Origin of the sequence: Pseudoalteromonas rubra (assembly GCF_005886805.2) — a bacterium.
In the GTDB taxonomy this organism is placed as follows: domain Bacteria; phylum Pseudomonadota; class Gammaproteobacteria; order Enterobacterales; family Alteromonadaceae; genus Pseudoalteromonas; species Pseudoalteromonas rubra_D.
Map to the genome: position 1 here is coordinate 1,189,133 of NZ_CP045430.1, position 18,504 is coordinate 1,207,636.

An 18,504-nucleotide genomic window follows, 5' to 3' on the forward strand; every position below is an offset into this window, starting at 1 on the left:
ATTTGCATACACCTTTTTTAGAGATCATGAATTTACCAACTTACGGATTTGGCGCAGAGCAAGGTTTGCTGGCCATTTATGTCGAGCACCCGCCAAAACTTTCAGAATTTCAAAAGTTAAATAAAGTCATAGCCTTACAGACTGGAGAAATTAATTACATCAACCAGCAATGTGGTAATGGTTGGCGCAAGGTGTTTAATGTGTATGCCAAATTTATAGCAGAACTCAGTCACCCAGATCACGATTTTACTAACCAGCCAGAACATTACTCAAGCTGGCAAAAATACCGGGATAAGCGACTGTTACAGCAGGGATGTCAGGAGGCTTTGCTGTTTTCTGCGCCAGATCTGGCAGCAAATCGCTATGACTGGCACATTATAGCGGGCCGCACCTATGCAAAGGCATTGCTCCGGGATCATATTTTTACTAACTCTTTGCACTGGCTGGATGAGGAGTTTGCCATTGATCCCGTCAATAAGTTGCTGATCTGCCCGTATTTGGATTATCGCCAGCTTAGTAATATTAAGATCTCAAAATTAGTTGAGTTGCTCAATACAGGCCATGCCTGACTTATTGCCTGACGCAAGTTAAGCCACTGAATCCAAGGGCTTTAAAGAACATATGCGCGGACGAAAAGCCACTTTCATCCAACAGCTCTGCCAGCCGGATCCGGTCGAGTGGGTAAAATTCGTGCTCCAGATTGTAGCGCATACGTTCTTCACCAACCGCAGTCAGCCCCATAGCGCGGCAATGCTTAAGCTGAGACTCGCGCTCAAACTGGGTTTCGGGCTTCATCAAGTCTGCCAGTAGCAGCTGTTTACCAGGTTTGAGATTGCTATGAATTGACGCCAATAGTGCCAGCTTAGCGCCATTATCCGGCACAAAATGCATCACCAGCAGACACAGTGCGACATCAGCCTGATATTGTCCGGACTCCAATGGTCCCGAATGTATGGTCACGCGCTCCGAGAGCCCGGAGTTAGTAAAATTTTGATCTGCGATGGCCAACATGTCGTCAGAGACATCTTGTACGATGAAAGTCCAGTGTGGATTGCTATGGGCCAGCTGTAATACTTCTTTGCCCGTACCAGCTCCCACGATCAAAATTTGCGCTTCCTGAGGGAGCACAGTCTGTAATTGTGCCTGCACCAATTCATGAAGCAGCTGATAACCGGGCACCAGGCGCTCAATACGGCTGTCGTAATGGGTTGCTTCATCCTGTGTAAAACTGGGCATGGTATGTCCTTATCGTTCACTGATGGTGACCGACGAATACCCGCCAGCCTGTTTCTGTACTTTAATTTGTGTAGCGACTCGCTCCGTCATTTCGGCCACATGAGAAATCACGCCCACTTTGCGCCCTTGTGACTGCAATGCATCGAGCGCGTCCAGTGCCACGCTGAGCGTTTGTGGATCCAAAGTGCCGAACCCTTCGTCGATAAACAGCGAATTGATTTGCACCTGATTTGAAGACAGAGACGCCAGACCCAATGCCAGCGCCAGGGAAACCAGGAAGGACTCACCACCGGACAAAGTGTTTACACTGCGCTGTTCATCGGCCATATCACGGTCAATAATGGCGATCTCCAGCGACTGACCGATGACGGTCAGGCGATAACGATGACTCAGACTGCCAAGGTGATGATTAGCATATTGCAACAAGATCCTGAGCGTTTGTGTTTGAGCCAGATTACGCATGGTTTTGCCCGTGGCGTCACCCAATAAGCGATTTAACAGGTGCCAGTGCTCGTATTCGGCCTGCTGCGCCTGAAGTGCCTCATATTGCTCGGCCAGATAAGCCTGGTTATCCTCATGCTGTTTCAGTACTGCATTTACACTGATCAACTGCGCCTGATTGGCATCGCGCGCTTGTTGCAACTGAACCAGTCGCTCGGTAAGGTGTGCCTGGGCTTGCTCGGTCACAGGCTTAGCGCGCAAAGATGCGAGTTCTTCTTGCAGGTGAGCGTGTTTATTCTGTGCACTATGTAATGCTTTATTCACAGCCTCATATTCGGCCAGCAAAGCTTGCCACTGCGATTTATCCCACTGTAACAGCGCCTCAACATCCGCTTCTGTGAGCGTGTCGAACTGAGTTTGCAGCTCCGCCAGCCAACTCTGGTAACGAGTTTGAACTTTTGCCAGCGACGCTTGCAGCTGCTGCTTTGATTGCTGCTTGTGTGCCAGCGTCAGTGCCTGTGATTCCTGCGCCTGACGCAGATCTGAGACTCGTTGTGTTGCCTGAGCTAGCAAACTCTCAGCTTGCTGTTGTTCATCCAATAAAGACTGATGCCAGTTGTCTGCACTGATCTCAAGTGGCTGGATCGCTGTTCGTTCACGGGTCAGTACGTCCCCTTTTTCAGTCAGAGCGTGGCGGGCTTGCGCCGTTTTATAAAGCTGTGCCTGTTTATCCTGACTTTGCTGGCGTAGCAGTTTAGCCTGCTGTTCACCTTCATCAATCTTTTGCTGTAATTCACTGAGCTGTTGCAGTTGCTGCTGCCTGACATGCACTTGCTCGCCCAATTGAGTGATAGCTTGATCCGGTGATTGCTCAAACACCTGCCACCATGCAGAGGTTGAATATATCTGCCGGACCTGCGACAGGGTTTCTTGCTGCTCTGTCGCAAGCTCTGTTTGCCGGGTTTGGGCATAAGCCATTGCCTGTGAGGCACGTTCGAGCTGACTTTGTAACTGTTGGTTTTGTTGTTCCAGTTGCTGTATGTCGCGCTGAGCTGTCTGCTGTTGCTGCCAAAGCTGTTGCTGTGTTTTACTCAGCTGGCTGTAGGTTTGTAGCTTGTGATCCAACTGAGCCAGCAACGCCTGAGGGTCCGGGGTATCGCGCAACTCAACAGGCAACTGCGCCAGTAATTCGGCAATTTGCGCAAACTTGCTATTGAGTTGTGCTTCATGTTGCAGTGCCGCCTGTAACTGACCATTGCATTGCTCAGCCTGACCAACCAGGTCATGGTAACGTTGCTGCGACTGCGCGCGGGCTTGTTCAGCAGCCTGATATTGCGATTCAAAATCAGCAATCAGGGTTTGCCAGTGACTGTCGATGTGATCTACACCATAAGGGTGCTCCGTCGAGCCACACACCATGCACTCCTGGCCCGCAACCAGCTGCGTTCTCAGTTTACTCACACTGTCACTGGCCCGAAAGCGGACTTGCTGCAAATTTTCCTGAGTCAGCAACACCCGCTGTCTGGTCAGTTCATCTTGCTGCTCAGTGTCTTTAAGTTGCTGTTGCAGGCTGTGATGTTGATGCCGCAGACGATCAATGTGAAGCCGGTGCTCACCCTGCTCCTGTTGCAGCTGGGCATGCTGTGATTGGTTTTGCTGCGCCTGAATTAACTGAGTACGCTGAAATTGTAATGTCTCATAATCCAGCTCACTCAACTGCGACTGAGTCGTGCTCAGGTTTTGCTGAATATCGGCTAATTGTTGATGTAATTCTGTCAGTCTGGGTTGCAGCGCCTGTTGCGTTTGTGTGTCTTTGTCTGCACAGGCTTGTGTGTGTTGTTGCTCATCCGCCAGTTTACCAAGCTGTGCCTGACATGCCTGCCAGTGTTTTAATACACCGCTGATCTGTGACCACTGCTCACTCACACGCGTCAGATCCAGGTCTGTCTGGCAGTCTTGCTGCAATCGAGCAACCTGCTGACCATCTTTTTGTAGCTGAGCCCCCAGCGTTTCACTGCGCTGTTGCAATGCTTCATGCTGCTCACGCTGCTCGTTATGTTCTGCACTGTTTTGTGCCAGCAGCTGTTTGTTGGCTTCGCGCTGCTGGTCCAGCTCACGTAATGATTGCAGGGCAGGGGTACTGATCTGCAACTGGCTTTTTGCCTCACTAAGTCGTGTCTGAGCGGCCTGTAGTTGATCTTGTGCAATGCGGATCTGCGGCGCGTATTCCTGCTGTTGCAACTGGCTGATATCAAGCTCTAGTTGCTTAAGCTGGGCAGTCATATCCCGAGCCTGAGCCCGGTTATCTGCGATCACCTCGACAGCTTTGGCGCGCCTCGCTTTATCAAAGTCATGGGCTTGCATAGTCAGTCGCTGCTGGCAATCGGCCTGTTCCTGCTCAGCCTGATGACATTGCTCGGCCAGCTTGTCACAAGCCTGATACCATTGAATGCCTTGCTCCAGATGCTTTTCTTCATCACGAGCCGTGGCAATGGCAGCGGTCAAATCGGCTGCGTTTTGCTGATTTTCGGCCAGAGCTTCATCGCTGAGTAAAGTGACATGGTTAAGTGATTGCTTACGCTGTTCCAGCGCATCTTGCTTTGCTTTATGATGCTCAAATATGGCTTTACCTATCACGCTGAACTTAGCCGTGCCGGTAAGCGTTTCGAGCAACTGCGCCCGCTCATCACTGTTGGCTTTCAAAAATGCAGCAAATTCATGTTGTGCGAGAAGCACCGCACGAGAAAACTGTTCAAAGTTCAGGCCCAGTAACTGTTCCAGCAGTTGTTTGGCCTCGGTGGTTTTGGTAGCCAGTACCGTATCATCAGCAAGGCGCACCACCTGATGTTCAGCTTCTTTAATACGGCCATCCAACTTATTCCGGGCGCGGCCGACACGCCAGCTGGCACGGTATTGATCGCCATCCTGACCACAAAACGTTACTTCGGCGCGGGCGCTGACACAGCCACGGCGCAGCAGGTTTCGGGGATCATTGAGTTTCAGCTCATCGCCGTTGAGCATCACTTTGTTTTTTGCATCAGCCTTGAGTCGAGCGGTTTTACCGTACAATGCCAGACATATTGCATCCAGCAAGGTGCTTTTACCCGCGCCAGTATCGCCGGTGATGGCAAACAGGCCGGTGTCTTTTAACGGTGGCTGGGTAAAATCAATGTCGGCATCCGCCAGTGACGCCAGGTTTTGCACCTGGATCCCTAGTAGTTTCATGCTTCCTGCTCCTGTACACTGGCCAGTACCTGCATCAGGCAATCTTGCAAAGCTTGCGGCACGGCTTGTTCACTGTCTATCTGTGCCCGATACGCCAACTCTAATAAACTCACGGGTTCCAGTTTCTCAACCTGCCCCAGGTCTTCAAAATGCGGCATGTCTGCGCTCTGTTGCGTATTACTCACACGCTCAATGCCACAGAAGTGCACTTGTTTATCCGTCAGTGCCTGTTCAATCTTAGTGCGAAACTGACTATCGGTGTCACTGGCATTGAGCCGCAGCCTCAGGTAGGGCGTTGCTGCGCCCTGGCTCTGGTATTGCGATAAGTCGAGTTCGTTGAGCAAGGCAATGAGCTCATCCAACGTCGCCCCACCGCGCTCGGGCAGTAAAATCACCGGTTTAAGGCGCGGCACGTCAAGGGGCTTTACACTGCTAAGCTTGTTATCAGAAAACTCGACCAACAGTACCTGATGACGATAATTACGCTCAGAAAACGACATCGGCAGGGGTGTACCGCAATAGCGAATAGCCTCACTGCCAGCGACTTTTTGCGCTTTATGTAAGTGTCCAAGTGCAACATAATCGGGACGTTCCCCAAATACATCCGCAGTAATGGCATCAAACCCGCCAATGGTGATATTGCGCTCTGAATCGCCGGAAATACTGCCACCTTTGGCATGTAAATGACCCATAGCCAGCACCGGGAGTTGTGCATCTACCCCCTGGTAAGCGGCCTGGTATGCGCGTTCAACGCCACGTTGATAGGCCAAAGGATCATCGGCTTGAGTATCCAGATCGGCGCTGCGTAAAAACGGCATGGCCACAACCTGCAAAGTGCCAAGGTCAGTATTGAGGGTTTTTACCACATCCTGGGGATTATGCTTATCAAACCGGCCGACAACATGGGTGTCGAATTGACTCAGCAGTGGTTTAGCCGTTTCTATTCGATTCGCTGAATCATGATTACCCGCGGTGATCACAATGTGTAAGTCTGGATTATCGGCTTTTGCACGCCTGATAAAGGCATACAGCTGCTGCTCAGCCACCGCCGAAGGCGTAGCACTGTGATAAATGTCGCCACTGACAATCAGTACATTAATTTGATGAGAAGTGAGTGTATCGCACAGCCAGTCCAGAAAATGCTGATGTTCAGCATGACGGCTGTGCTCGTAAAACTGTTGACCCAGATGCCAGTCGGATGTGTGTAAAACCTTCATGCAGCGTTCCTTAACCTTAATGCCGGTTAATATACACTGCTTAGCTTAATAGGTTAATGGCTGAGTTGACGCCAGGCGAAAATCATCACAGGGATCACAAGTAACCACAGCGCGCGAAGATAACGGTTCTGTCTGCCATTCAGACGTTTCAGTGCCGATTTCTCGTTACACGCAGCCACTTTATCAACATAAAAGTAGCCGTTATCCAGATACTCTTTACAGTTCTGTTCGTCCGCCGGTATGGCAACGAGTTTCTCTTGTTTTTTTAGTATGTAGAAATCCATACTGCTCACCACATTTTTTGCTAAACGGGTACTTTGTACAGAGCAAAACCAACGCCAGTTTTACTCGCCGATTGAAAAGTCCGCGATTTTACTGGGAATTTAGTTCCGATTTCAACCATTGAATTTGGCTTTTTTAATTTATTTGTAAAATAGAGACAATAAATTTGCAAAATGGGAACTTGGCACGAAAATTTATTGTTATTTTGACATCATCACTATACTCATTTTATCACGCCCAAAACACGGGGTGAGTTACGTTTCGTGACAATATAGACGAATGAGGCAAAATGACCATATATGCAAATCACTCAAAAGCAAAACGTACGCACTGCACACCGATTATTTCAATCCAGATAACAAGCTCAGCAGTAAAATAACAATAATTCCGCTCAATTCGCGGTATGATAAGACCCGAACACAACCAAGGGGTACCACATGAGGGATCGGCTGATTGCCGCACTGGCATTAATTTGGGCAAACACAGCAACAGCGCACCAAATAAAAGCTGCAATGACGACTGTACTGGTTGACTCGGGTAACGAGCAGATCGAATTAATGCACCGGTTTTACCTGCACGATACCGAGCATGCGGTGGAAGACTTGTTTGGTGAAGACGCCGACCTGTTTCAAAACCAATCTGACAGAGCCCGCTTTGCAGAATATGTGCATGACACAGTGGAATTAAAGGATGAAGCTGGCCAAGCCATTCCCTTGACGCTATACAATGGCAGTATTGACGGGCAATTTTTCTGGGTTATCCAGCGCGCCCCTATGCCAGTTAAATTGAGCCGCTTACAGATGCGTCATGATGCACTCAGAGATATCTGGCCAACCCAGGTCAATATGGTCAACTTCAAAACTCAGCACGCTGTTCAGACTCTGCATTTTAACGGCGACGATACCTGGCTGTGGGTGAGGTTTTCTCAGTAAACCCCAACAACTAACACTTTGCCCCAGTCACTAAATAGCACACCAATCAGTTACACCTTGACACTTACTCTGCAGCGCGTTTAGAGAAGAAGGTAGGCATATGTTAGCCAGGTTATCGCCACCGAATCATCAAGTGGCAACCAGTGCACTCACCGTACAATCTGGCACAGAGCTTTACCTTGTTGTGCCAGCTTACTGCCACAGTCGAGGAATACTTGGCCCTGAGTGTTATAAAACTGCCCCTGCCATTGATCGTCCTCTTCCAGCTTAATGGAGATGTAACCAAACTCTCCCTGAGTGTTCCCCTGCGCGCGCTTACCATCAATTTGAGTACTGAACCCGCTGTTTGCACCGGTTGAACTCAGGCTAACACCACTGTTGCCGACCACCAATTGAGGTGGACGATCACTGCCCTTACCAAAAGCCAGCGACTGGTAAATATGCATATGACCAGATAGAGACAAGCTGACCTCAGACGGTAGCTGCTGCGATACAGTCGTCTTCAGCGCCGTTTGCAGCATATCTGTGATTGAAGGAGTGCCAACCGGTCCGCTTTGTCCCCAAATAGGTCTATGCGTCATCATCCATAACGGGGTTTTTACCCGAGAAGCCAGCCGCTGCAATTGAGAATACTGGTCACGATACTGGCGCGTGAGTGTTTGTGGCGAGCGTGAATCGCAAGCATTGGCAGAATCCATCACCCACAATGCCAGCGACTCCAGTTCAAGCAAATAGGGGTCTAGCATCACAATATGGTCGCTTGCTTCGCTGGGTGGCTGGCTGAATTCCCCCTGATAAGGGCATGACTGCTGTGCAACGCCCCCCGGTAAGTCAGAGCCAGGTCCCAGGAAATAAAACCAGCCGGGACCTGCACGGCTACACAGCTCATGATTACCGCGGGCAAATACCCAAGGTGCACTGGCCAGCAAAGACTTAGCCGGTGCAAACAAATCAGCCTGCCAACTCTGCCAGGTATCGGGTTTTGGACTGCCGCTGGCATTTTGCGAGTAATACGTCTCTGTTAGACCACATGACGGACCACCGTAACCACCATCTCCCGCATCGTACGCGTAAATATCTTTACTGATGCTGCCCGACGTACCGCGGTAGTTGAAATCCCCCATATGTAGGATCAACTGTTTGCTTTGCCTGGCACCCAGGTCCGCCAGCTGAGCAAAAGGTTGCGCAGCACTTGCTCCTTCACATACTGAACTCTTACATCCGGAGTCTCCAAATACCTGAATTTGCTCTGGAGCCAGGTTGACGGGAGCCAGTTCAACCCCGCCATAAGAAAGACGATACTGAGTATCTGGACGGATCACGGCTTCACAAACTGTGACTGGAAAATGAACGGGATCCGGATTTAATCGCCTGGCCCGGGTTTTTATCGCCTGTTCACCCGCGTGTATTAGCTGCGGACATTGCTGATCATTAATATGTGCGCCGTCGACAATGGCTCTGGCATAAACTTGCACACCCCCACCCTGTGCGGGGGCCAGCATAGTATAAGCGGCATGAACGAGTGGATCGTGTGCTGCACTGTCGGCAGTGCCCGTGCAACCAGAGAGTAAAACGACGAGAGGAAGCATATATTTGCGCATGGTTATTCCTTGTTTGCGGCTCCATTAGCTTCCTTAGTGTAGACCACAATAAAGCGGTGTTGATATTACCCCGCATTTCACACTGCTCAGCGTGGCACGCTGTGATGGGTATAGCGCTCAACCAACTCATCGATATCTGGACGAAGGCGCTCTATTGCGCCATTAAAACGCGCCAATTGTGCTGCATCGAACAACCCTTTGCGCAATAAAAAATGCACCTGGTTGTTGTGGACTGGATAGTCCCAAATATAAAAGTTTTTAATGCCCAGCTTACGCGCCATGAAACGCCCGAGTATCTCGTCTTCGATGATGAAATCGACCCGCTTTTTTGCCAACATTTCAATACGCTGAGGGCTGCCAGAAATCCCCACCAACAAATGGCCAAAATTGGGGTTTTCGGCAAGATTTTTGAGCTCATCACCATAATAAGAACCTATGCTCAGGCCGATACGATAGCCCAACCGCAACAAAGCTTTTAAATCAATGGCCATACGGGGCTGACGCAATGAAAAAAGTCGCATTTTTTCCCAGCGATAGGGGGCTGAAAACACCCCTAACTCAGCACGTTCCTGTACATAACTGACCATCAATAAGACATCGACCGTCCCCTTACCCAGCTGATCTAAACTTCGGGCAGAGGTAGGCAAGCGCAAAAATCGAGGGCACATGTTCAGCTGTGCGAACACCTTACGTGCTATTTCCACATCCAACCCGTACGCCCCACGCTCATCGACCGCTGTCAGCGGCGGCCAGTCAGCGACGACGCCAATTTTAACTTCGCTGGTACACAGTTGCTGTGCACTGACTTGTGACCCATAAAAAAAAGCACCGGCAATAAAAAAACACCACATTCTGAGATACAACCTGATACCAATCACTCTCACCTGCTTATTCTCTGACCTGTATCTTTTAGTTATAGCCATTATCGCGCCAGTTTTAAATCAAAGATGTCAGATTGGCCACCTCACTGGTTAAATGTAATATTTTTGTTGTATAAAATTAACATGAACACGTTTAAATACGGCCCAAAAATGATAATTAGAGTATTTACTTATGAGCCTATCCCGTCGCGATTTCTTTAAAACCAGCCTAATGCTGTCAACTGTTCCCCTTACCTTAGGACTGAGTGGCTGTACTTTTTCTCAGAGCCCGTTCAGCCATGGCGTTGCCAGTGGCGACCCATTGGATGATCGAGCGATCTTATGGACCCGCATTACCATTCCACCTGAAGTGCAGGAGCGGGTGGATATGAATACACTCAGTGTCAAAGCACTCTGGCAGGTTAGTGCAGATCCGCAGTTTTCTCACCTGATTGCTGAGGGCTATGAAATCACCGATAAACAACGCGACTTTACCGTTAAGGTCGATGCAACCGGGCTGGCACCTGATACTCGCTATTTTTATCGCTTTATCATCGATGAATTGGATGAGCCAGTTATCTCGCCAACAGGCCGGACTAAAACGCTGCCAGCCTACGATGTTAGCCAGGTAAAACTGGCCATGACATCCTGCTCGCACTTTAGCTATGGTTACTTTAACGTGTATGCACGTATCGCCGAAATTGAAGACCTGGATGCGGTGCTGCACCTTGGTGATTACCTGTACGAATACGGCAATAAAGATGTGTACCGCAACCCGTTCTTATGGAATCGTAAAGTTCAGCCCGCCCACGAAATGGTGACCCTGGATGACTACCGGGTTCGTCATGCCTGTTATAAAACTGACGAAGACTTGCAAACCCTGCATCAGACTCACCCGATGATCTGTATCTGGGATGACCACGAATTCACCAACGATACCTGGTCGGGCGGGGCAGAGAACCACAATGACGGTGAGGGTGACTGGCAAACCCGTAAAGCGGCTGCCATTAAAGCCTATTATGAGTGGATGCCGATCCGTGAACCCAGCGATAACAACCGGGAACGATCTTATCGCCGCTTCCAGTTTGGATCTTTGCTGGATCTGAATATGCTCGACACTCGCCTGATCGGTCGCGATCAGCAAGTTGAGATCAAAGATCCTGCCCGACTTGATGAATCGCGAACTTTACTGGGTTATGCGCAGGAGCAATGGTTATACGACAACCTGTTTGAGGCTAAACAAAATGGCGTGCAGTGGAAGTTATTGGGCCAGCAAGTGCAGATGATGCAAATTCAGATGCTGGGTAAACCCATTAATGGTGATGCCTGGGACGGTTACCCGGCCGCACGTCATCGCCTGTTAGACTTTATCGAACAAAACCAGATAGATAACGTGGTATTCTTAACCGGTGACGTACACTCTTCCTGGGCCGCCAACATCTGTAAAAACCCTTATGACTGGCACGAATACAACCGCTTCACTCATGAAGGGGCCATCGCAGTAGAGATCGTGACTTCCTCGGTGACATCACCATCTATTCCGGTACCGGGCTTGCAGCAGCTGGTAGGTGATGTTGGTAAAATTTTGATCCCAGAGAATCCTCACATCCGCTATGTCGACCTCGCCAATCGCGGTTTTGTAACCCTGGACATCACTCGGGACGAGCTCAACGCCAGCTGGCACCATGTGCCGTTTGTCGGCTTTAAAAATGACCAGTCGCATATTGGCAAACGTTATACCGTTAAGGCAGGCAAAGCCAAACTGGTTTAATAACAAATACAATTGGCACTTTTGCGTTATCAGGGCGCATCCGTGCCACTTTTTAGCCTTACCAACCAAAAATAAAAGTCAATTAAAATCAGAGACATAAAAAACACTCAAACTTTTTTCAAAAAACTTGCTTGAAAAGCGTTTACCCCGGCCATAGATAGATTTGTGAGGACGCCGACAGGGTCCAAAACCAAACTAAGACTTTGTTTTAAAAGCCTTTATTTAAGTAATGTTAGAATTAAAAACCCGCTATTTACTGGTTTATTGCAAAGAGTAAATGGCTTAATTATCGCTTTATGAGGATACGATTATGCGTACAGTAGATTTATCACCCCTTTACCGTTCATTCATCGGTTTCGATCACCTTGCATCTATGATGGATGCGGCGCAGCGTAGCAGCGAAAAACAGCCCAGCTACCCGCCATACAACATCGAAGCCTTAGCTGAAGACAAGTACCAGATTACCATGGCGGTGGCCGGCTTTACGGAGCAGGAGTTATCGCTGGAGTCGGAAAACAACACGCTGAGCGTCAAGGGCGAGAAGCAAAATAAAGAAGACAAAACCGACCGAAAGTTTATTCACCAGGGCATTGCCGAGCGCAACTTTGAGCGCAAATTCCAGCTGGGCGATCATGTAAAAGTGATTGGCGCTTCGCTTGAAAACGGCCTGTTGTTGATTGACCTGGAGCGCGAAGTACCGGAAGCGTTAAAGCCAAGAAAAATTGAAATTGGCACCGGTAAGCTGATTGAAGGTTAATACCTGAAGAGTAGTAATTACTCACTCCCTTTTCCTTTTATTACATTGTTGAATTCCCACCAGCCGCCCGAAAGGGCGGCTTTTTTGTGTGCTGTAAGAGATTATCTAAATTGCCACGCCCAGTGCCTCGGCCACCCGTGTGGCATGTGGACCTAACCAGCCCAGCACCGGAGTAAAACGCTCGACCAACTTTTCACTATGGCTGGCAAAGCTTTCAGCCTCTTTGGCTATTTTAGCCGCACGGGCCAGCGACTCCGCTACCTCAACCTTATCAGGCTGCGCCTGTTCGATTTCTTCTTGTGCCTCCTCCAGCGCATTATTCAGTTTGCGCGACTGCGCAATACCAAGCTCACCCAACGCTGTGGCTAACTCACCCAGCGCCCGCTGAATATCCACTGTCTGGGGCTCAGGCATTGTGATGTTGGGAGCGGCATAAATCTGATTCTGATCACCTGTGTTTATCACCGCGCCATTGGCATTGCCACCCACCTGTATTGTCCTGTCTGTCATGGGATATTACTCCTGTTTTAATTCATTGAGTTTTTCGATAATTGGGTTTACCAGTTCAATATCCGGCTCCTGCTCTGCGCCCTCACAATAATCAAGGTAGTTGCTCAGCATCAATTTTACCCTCGATCCATACGCCTCTGGCCATCTAAGAAAGTAGGGAGAAAATAGCTGTACAGCTTCCTGCGAACTAGCCACCGCAGCTTCGTGCTGACCTAATTTGCTTTGTAAGACTGCAAGGTTATTCAGTGACATGGCCAGGTCAGGCGAATAAATATCGGGACTCATTTGAACCAACGAACTGAAGTGTTCAACGGCTTTCTGCGAAGTGTTTAGGGCGGCTTCGTACTGACCTAGCTCGCCTTGTAAGACTGCGAGGTTATTCAGTGACATGGTCAGGTCAGACAAATAAACATCGGGACTCGTTTGAACCAACGAACTGAAGTATTCAACGGCTTCCCGCAAAGTGTTTAGGGCCGCTTCGTGCTCGCCCAGCTCGCTGTATCGGCTAGCAAGATTGTTCAGTGACATAGCCAGGTCAGGCAAAAAGGCATCGGGACTCTTCTGAGTTAGCACTCTACGCAATTCAACAGCTTCTTTTGCGGAGGCCAGCGCGGCTTCGCACTGGCCAGACTCACTTTGCAGGTTAGCAAGATTATTCAGTACAGAGGCTAGATTGGGCAAAAAGGCATCGGGGCTCACCTGAGCGAGTGCTCTGCTGTGTTCAACGGCTTCCATTGCGGTGGTCAGGGCCGCTTCGTGCAAGCCCAACGAGCTTTGCCGAGTAGCAAGGTTATTCAGAGCCGTGGCCAGATTGGGCAAATAGGTATCAGGGTGAGCCTGAACTAGTTTTCTTCTTAGTTCAACAGCTTCCAGCGCTGTGGCCAGCGCCGCTTCGTGCTGTTCCAGATCGCTTTGCCGGTTAGCAAGGTTATTCAGTGAAGCCGCTAAGTTTGGCAAATAGACACCGGGATGGTCCTGAGCCAGCCTTCTTCTTAGTTCAACAGCTTTTTGTGCGCTGGTAAGGGCTGCTTCGCGATGGCCTAGTCTACTTTGCCGATTAGCAAGAGTATTCAGAGCCGCAGCCAGGTTGGATAAGAAAGCACTAGGGTTCACCTGACTGAGTGCTTTGAAGTGTTCAACTGCTTCCAGCGCACAGGACAGAGCGGCTTCGTGCTTACCCAAAGCGCTTTGCCGATTAGAAAGATTATTCAGAGCAATAGCCAAATGTTCCGAATAGGCATCGGGGCGAGTCTTAGTGAGCGCTCTACAATGCTCAACAGCTTCAAGCGCAGTGGTCAGTGCGGCTTCACGTTGACCCAAGTTGCTTTGTCGGTTTGCAAGCGTGTTCAGCGACATGGCTAATCTGGATAACACGATCTCACTGGTCTGCTGCTCGGCAAGAACCAGATCTTGCTGATATGAGATGGTTGCCAATTTACAGGCTAATTCTGCCAGAGCGATAGAGCTGTGCGGTATGGCATCATTGAGTAACTCTACCAGCTCCAAATTGTGTCGGCTATCATCAACCAACTGCTCTGCCCACTTTAACAAGTGGGCCTGTTGATCGGTTAGCTGGCTGACCGGACAGGCAAAATCCTGTAACAGACGAACCAGCGTAGCGGCGGCCAGCTCCTGACCGTATTCAAGGGTACGAGCCAGGATGTCGGGCGCTTTTAAGCTTCGCTCTCTGTCACTTTGCAGCAGCTGTATACACATGGCCTCAGCGATCAGGTCTGGCTGAGTGGTTGACAGTCTGACTGTTTCGTCTCCGTCTTCCGCTGGCGGAAACGCCTGCTGCAACGCCAGTAACTCTTTATCCAGGCTTGGACTGTGCCAGCCCATGGCGATCAACTCAGCGCTGAGTGTCTGGCGCATATCGGCAATATGGAGACCGCCACACAGCAAATGAAAGCACAGGCAATGAGCCAGCTTAGTGGCATCGCCCCCTTCGCCAAAACACTTATTAAAGCGGTCGATTTCTCGCTGCGCCAGTTTTTCGGCCGCGGCCAGATAATGCAATGATAAAGCCGCGCGCGGCAACATGTCCCGGCACAGAATACCGGCCATAACCAGCGCCAGTGGATTACCAAATTGCGGGTCGGCCAGAGCAGTATCAAAGTCGGCTTGTTCATTAGCTTCGGGGATTGCGCTGGCTCGAGGGCTCGACACCAGCGCTTGCGCAGCATTCAGTGCTGCACACAATACAGCTCTCCTGATGGTGATATCACTCAGCCCGGCCAGTGCATAGGGCTCGTGCTGAATAAACAGGTCAAGCCGCGCCTGGTCGCTGCCTAAAGCGGAGCCTGTTAACGTGTGCCACCAACCGGCCTCTTTACTGGCTTCGCGTTCCAGCAGCAAGATACGCACCCGGATGCCATCGGCCAGCTCGTCGAGCTGAGACAGGGCATCTAGCCATTGCGCCAGTGCCTTCGCATTGGCGCCGGCGTAATCAACCACCAGCAATAAAGAATGAGACCAGTTTGCCTGGGCAAATTTAAAGGCATGCGCCAGCTGTGCCAAGTCGTCGCTACGTACAAAACCCGCTGCCCAACCCGGTTGCTGCTCTGCCTGTTCGCACAGCTCAATGGCCAGTCGCGTTTTGCCACTGCCTGCAGAGGCAGTGATGGCAAAGACGGAAATATCCCTGTCGTCACTTAGCCATTCATTGAGTAACTTTAGCTCGTGCCCCCGGCCCAGCAATTTCAGTGCTTTGTTGTGCGCGCTGAGAATATCAAGCACATTCGGTGGGGTTTGCGGACCTCGACGCCGCCGGGCAGGGGTATGATGGCGCACCAGCGGAATGCGAAATTCCACCGCGCCTCCCACCTGATTATGATCGCCGGTAATAATAATGCTCTGATTGGCACTGCCCTGCACTGACACGCTGCGCTCAGCCATATCCACTCTCCCTGGTTGCTGCTTACTTTTTAATGCTATTTCAGCAATGCAGCTCAGGCAAGGGTTAAATTTTTACCCAGCTCTGTAAGCTCGTGTAACTGGCACACCACAGATTGTGTTCCATACTTGCTCTCGGAAACCACAATCCGGGAGGATAACTATGCTGGACTCAACCCCACTGACCACCAAACAAGACACCACCTTTGTACAAAGTTATGGCATACATACGGGCTTTATACCCCGCTCACAACTGGTGAAGAAACACTGGATGCTGGCAGGCGATGACTATGCAAAATTGCAGGGACACTGGCACGATAACGCGCTCACTGCCATTTACGGCAACTATTTTGTGGTAGATAAAATCAACGGCGTTGAGGTCAGCGATGCCCAGGCACAGGCGACCCTTGAGGAATTAAGCCGGGTCACTCTGGCACAGCAATTTGGTCCTCAGTACAGTAATAACATCAGCTTGTTTGCCTCAGACCGCAGTGTCGGCTGGGAATACCCCGTGCTCACGCCTTCACAGGCCAAGGAAATCAGCACCAGCCCGGATGTGATAGCCTACAACAAGGTGTTGCGGTATGCGTTTGCCTCAGCCTATGCCTACAGCCTGGAACCCGGTGGCTCATTTGCCTATCATGATGACCCTTTGTATCAAAAGTTAATGCTGACAAACGGTAAGCTGGAGATTATTGATTCATTGCTCAATGTAGACGGCGTTTATGCCTTCGCTGTCAAAGTGCCCGCCATTGCATCTGAAAATCTGGAAGAAGAAGTCATCATTGCCTACAAGGGTACCAATCCGTTTAACACCGGTGACCTGTACGAAGACTTTAAACTATTTTTTGCTAACCTGGCCGAAACCGACATCGCCTGGCAACGCACTGCGTATGAGTTTTGTCAGCGCATTTTGGATCAGTATCCACCCAATCAGGCATCTATTGCCACCGGCTATCAAATACCCGAAACGACAAATAGCCATAATGTAGTGCTAACCGGCCATAGCCTCGGCGGCTATACCGCAGTCGACTCAGGCGTACGCACTGGCATTCAAACCCGTGTTTTTGCCTCACCTGGTACAAAGATAATCGACACTTATGCCCGTTATTTCGCTAACACCATGCGCCTGCGTAATGTGATCAACTTCCGCACTGACTATGATCCTATTTCCTCTTCGGCTTTGCGCCACGATGAAAACGAAGTCGAATTCCCGGCTTTCCCGGGTAAAAACCTCTTTGTGAATCATTTGCTTGAAAATATGATCAAGGAACGCCTTATCCCGCTCTACCATAACTGGCAAGACCCAACAGCCCGCCCGAGCCAACTGTTCATCACCCCGGATGCCAGCATAGGCGCAGGCCTAAAATTCCGCACAAATGTTTGGGGGCCAAGCCAGGACCGGTGATTAATTATCACCGCAGCGTGGCTTGGCGCGAGCCCTGGATGGGCGACGAAAGACCGACGATTAAGTATCGTCGCAGCTTGAGGAGATGAGCGCACGGATGCGCGATGGACATAACTACAGGGACGTACTTTACTCCCAGCTTTAACGATTAAGTATCGTCGCAGGCTCGGCGCCCCCGCTTGAGAATAATAACGAGTAGCCTCCATCATCTCGGCTTCGCCTCCGTCATACCGGCCTTGAGCCGGGCCGGGAACCACTCGCAGCAAAACGGTGGCTGACCTGAGCAAAGATCCATAGCAAATAACCAAAAATAAAAGTCAATTAAAATCAGAGACATAAAAAACACTCAAACTTTTTTCAAAAAACTTCCTTGAAAAGCGTTTGCCCCGGCCATAGATAGATTTGTGAGGACGCCGACAGGGTCCAAAACCAAACTAAGACTTTGTTTTAAAAGTCTTTATTTAAGTAATGTTAGAATTAAAAACCCGCTATTTACTGGTTTATTGCAAAGAGTAAATGGCTTAATTATCGCTTTATGAGGATACGATTATGCGTACAGTAGATTTATCACCCCTTTACCGTTCATTCATCGGTTTCGATCACCTTGCATCTATGATGGATGCGGCGCAGCGTAGCAGCGAAAAACAGCCCAGCTACCCGCCATACAACATCGAAGCCTTAGCTGAAGACAAGTACCAGATTACCATGGCGGTGGCCGGCTTTACGGAGCAGGAGTTATCGCTGGAGTCGGAAAACAACACGCTGAGCGTCAAGGGCGAGAAGCAAAATAAAGAAGACAAAACCGACCGAAAGTTTATTCACCAGGGCATTGCCGAGCGCAACTTTGAGCGCAAATTCCAGCTGGGCGATCATGTAAAAGTGATTGGCGCTTCGCTTGAAAACGGCCTGTTGTTGATTGACCTGGAGCGCGAAGTACCGGAAGCGTTAAAGCCAAGAAAAATTGAAATTGGCACCGGTAAGCTGATTGAAGGTTAATACCTGAAGAGTAGTAATTACTCACTCCCTTTTCCTTTTATTACATTGTTGAATTCCCACCAGCCGCCCGAAAGGGCGGCTTTTTTATGCTTATGACACCTCGTAACGCCAAATCAAATCGGTAATAGTTATTACGACGTGCGACTTTTTCAACTCAAAACCCAACCCAGAATAGCACCCAAATCAATGCAGCCCAGGCCATCATCAAATAAACACCACCACTCATGTGGCTCTTTTGCGGGCCAATCAGATTCATAACACTTCGAGTATAACTGCCTATAAATACGGTAAATTCATACTATAAAACCCATGCCACGGCGCATTTCTGTTGCTATTTTGATGTAGAACATAGTCAGCGTAGATACCCGGAACT

General features: G+C 49.7%; 14 protein-coding genes. 6 read left to right on the top strand and 8 right to left on the bottom strand.

All coding sequences use genetic code 11. The annotated features are described in order from the left end of the window. Positions 1 to 26: 26 nt before the first annotated feature. A complete protein-coding gene (locus CWC22_RS23800) occupies positions 27 to 569 on the top strand; it encodes a DUF6942 family protein (RefSeq protein WP_138536936.1) in 543 nt (180 codons plus the stop codon). A gap of 1 nt (position 570) precedes the next feature. Here CWC22_RS23800 and CWC22_RS23805 read toward each other — a convergent pair whose 3' ends face one another. Genes CWC22_RS23805 through CWC22_RS23820 form a run of 4 tightly spaced genes read right to left on the bottom strand, consistent with a single transcriptional unit; the run spans position 571 to position 6,403 of the window. Next, positions 571 to 1,236 (bottom strand): class I SAM-dependent methyltransferase, encoded by a 666-nt coding sequence (locus CWC22_RS23805; RefSeq protein WP_138536934.1) that lies wholly within the window; start codon positions 1,234 to 1,236, stop codon positions 571 to 573. 9 nt (positions 1,237 to 1,245) lie between these two features. Continuing rightward, complete coding sequence (locus CWC22_RS23810) at positions 1,246 to 4,902, bottom strand: AAA family ATPase (protein WP_138536932.1); 3,657 nt, start codon at positions 4,900 to 4,902, stop codon at positions 1,246 to 1,248. Further along, positions 4,899 to 6,119, bottom strand: a complete 1,221-nt coding sequence (locus tag CWC22_RS23815) for an exonuclease SbcCD subunit D C-terminal domain-containing protein (RefSeq protein ID WP_138536930.1) — start codon at positions 6,117 to 6,119, stop codon at positions 4,899 to 4,901. Before CWC22_RS23815 ends, CWC22_RS23810 begins: the two co-directional genes overlap by 4 nt. A gap of 53 nt (positions 6,120 to 6,172) precedes the next feature. Beyond that, positions 6,173 to 6,403 (bottom strand): hypothetical protein, encoded by a 231-nt coding sequence (locus tag CWC22_RS23820; protein WP_010381399.1) that lies wholly within the window; start codon positions 6,401 to 6,403, stop codon positions 6,173 to 6,175. Between the two features lie 435 nt (positions 6,404 to 6,838). Here CWC22_RS23820 and CWC22_RS23825 point away from each other — a divergent pair, with 435 nt between their 5' ends. Further along, positions 6,839 to 7,333, top strand: a complete 495-nt coding sequence (locus tag CWC22_RS23825) for a DUF6702 family protein (RefSeq protein ID WP_138536928.1) — start codon at positions 6,839 to 6,841, stop codon at positions 7,331 to 7,333. 149 nt (positions 7,334 to 7,482) lie between these two features. On the opposite strand, the gene CWC22_RS23830 is transcribed toward CWC22_RS23825, so the two are convergent. Beyond that, positions 7,483 to 8,934: a metallophosphoesterase gene (locus CWC22_RS23830; RefSeq protein WP_138536926.1), complete on the bottom strand. Its 1,452-nt coding sequence runs from the start codon at positions 8,932 to 8,934 to the stop codon at positions 7,483 to 7,485. 86 nt (positions 8,935 to 9,020) lie between these two features. Beyond that, positions 9,021 to 9,785, bottom strand: a complete 765-nt coding sequence (locus CWC22_RS23835) for a substrate-binding periplasmic protein (RefSeq protein WP_164517531.1) — start codon at positions 9,783 to 9,785, stop codon at positions 9,021 to 9,023. Positions 9,786 to 9,987: 202 nt separating this feature from the next. On the opposite strand from CWC22_RS23835, the gene CWC22_RS23840 reads away from it, so the two are divergent. Then, a complete protein-coding gene (locus tag CWC22_RS23840) occupies positions 9,988 to 11,565 on the top strand; it encodes an alkaline phosphatase D family protein (RefSeq protein WP_138536924.1) in 1,578 nt (525 codons plus the stop codon). Between the two features lie 310 nt (positions 11,566 to 11,875). Further along, complete coding sequence (locus CWC22_RS23845; protein ID WP_010381388.1) at positions 11,876 to 12,322, top strand: Hsp20 family protein; 447 nt, start codon at positions 11,876 to 11,878, stop codon at positions 12,320 to 12,322. Between the two features lie 105 nt (positions 12,323 to 12,427). Here CWC22_RS23845 and CWC22_RS23850 read toward each other — a convergent pair whose 3' ends face one another. Both CWC22_RS23850 and CWC22_RS23855 read right to left on the bottom strand, forming a co-directional pair. Further along, a complete protein-coding gene (locus CWC22_RS23850; protein ID WP_138539839.1) occupies positions 12,428 to 12,832 on the bottom strand; it encodes a hypothetical protein in 405 nt (134 codons plus the stop codon). A 6-nt stretch (positions 12,833 to 12,838) separates the two neighbouring features. Then, a complete protein-coding gene (locus CWC22_RS23855; protein ID WP_138539838.1) occupies positions 12,839 to 15,730 on the bottom strand; it encodes a tetratricopeptide repeat protein in 2,892 nt (963 codons plus the stop codon). Positions 15,731 to 15,890: 160 nt separating this feature from the next. Here CWC22_RS23855 and CWC22_RS23860 point away from each other — a divergent pair, with 160 nt between their 5' ends. Both CWC22_RS23860 and CWC22_RS23865 read left to right on the top strand, forming a co-directional pair. Beyond that, a complete protein-coding gene (locus tag CWC22_RS23860) occupies positions 15,891 to 17,135 on the top strand; it encodes a hypothetical protein (RefSeq protein ID WP_138539837.1) in 1,245 nt (414 codons plus the stop codon). A gap of 549 nt (positions 17,136 to 17,684) precedes the next feature. Beyond that, positions 17,685 to 18,131, top strand: a complete 447-nt coding sequence (locus CWC22_RS23865) for an Hsp20 family protein (protein WP_010381388.1) — start codon at positions 17,685 to 17,687, stop codon at positions 18,129 to 18,131. The last annotated feature ends 373 nt before the right edge of the window (positions 18,132 to 18,504 follow it).

Excerpts from the sequence above, each read along its gene's own strand:
- CWC22_RS23825 (WP_138536928.1), top strand. The coding sequence starts at position 6,839 with ATGAGGGATCGGCTGATTGCCGCACTGGCATTAATTTGGGCAAACACA.
- CWC22_RS23840 (WP_138536924.1), top strand. The coding sequence starts at position 9,988 with ATGAGCCTATCCCGTCGCGATTTCTTTAAAACCAGCCTAATGCTGTCA.
- CWC22_RS23865 (WP_010381388.1), top strand. The coding sequence starts at position 17,685 with ATGCGTACAGTAGATTTATCACCCCTTTACCGTTCATTCATCGGTTTC.
- CWC22_RS23830 (WP_138536926.1), bottom strand. The coding sequence starts at position 8,934 with ATGCGCAAATATATGCTTCCTCTCGTCGTTTTACTCTCTGGTTGCACG.
- CWC22_RS23855 (WP_138539838.1), bottom strand. The coding sequence starts at position 15,730 with ATGGCTGAGCGCAGCGTGTCAGTGCAGGGCAGTGCCAATCAGAGCATT.
- CWC22_RS23860 (WP_138539837.1), top strand. The coding sequence starts at position 15,891 with ATGCTGGACTCAACCCCACTGACCACCAAACAAGACACCACCTTTGTA.
- CWC22_RS23820 (WP_010381399.1), bottom strand. The coding sequence starts at position 6,403 with ATGGATTTCTACATACTAAAAAAACAAGAGAAACTCGTTGCCATACCG.
- CWC22_RS23805 (WP_138536934.1), bottom strand. The coding sequence starts at position 1,236 with ATGCCCAGTTTTACACAGGATGAAGCAACCCATTACGACAGCCGTATT.
- CWC22_RS23810 (WP_138536932.1), bottom strand. The coding sequence starts at position 4,902 with ATGAAACTACTAGGGATCCAGGTGCAAAACCTGGCGTCACTGGCGGAT.
- CWC22_RS23815 (WP_138536930.1), bottom strand. The coding sequence starts at position 6,119 with ATGAAGGTTTTACACACATCCGACTGGCATCTGGGTCAACAGTTTTAC.
- CWC22_RS23850 (WP_138539839.1), bottom strand. The coding sequence starts at position 12,832 with ATGACAGACAGGACAATACAGGTGGGTGGCAATGCCAATGGCGCGGTG.
- CWC22_RS23800 (WP_138536936.1), top strand. The coding sequence starts at position 27 with ATGAATTTACCAACTTACGGATTTGGCGCAGAGCAAGGTTTGCTGGCC.
- CWC22_RS23845 (WP_010381388.1), top strand. The coding sequence starts at position 11,876 with ATGCGTACAGTAGATTTATCACCCCTTTACCGTTCATTCATCGGTTTC.
- CWC22_RS23835 (WP_164517531.1), bottom strand. The coding sequence starts at position 9,785 with ATGTGGTGTTTTTTTATTGCCGGTGCTTTTTTTTATGGGTCACAAGTC.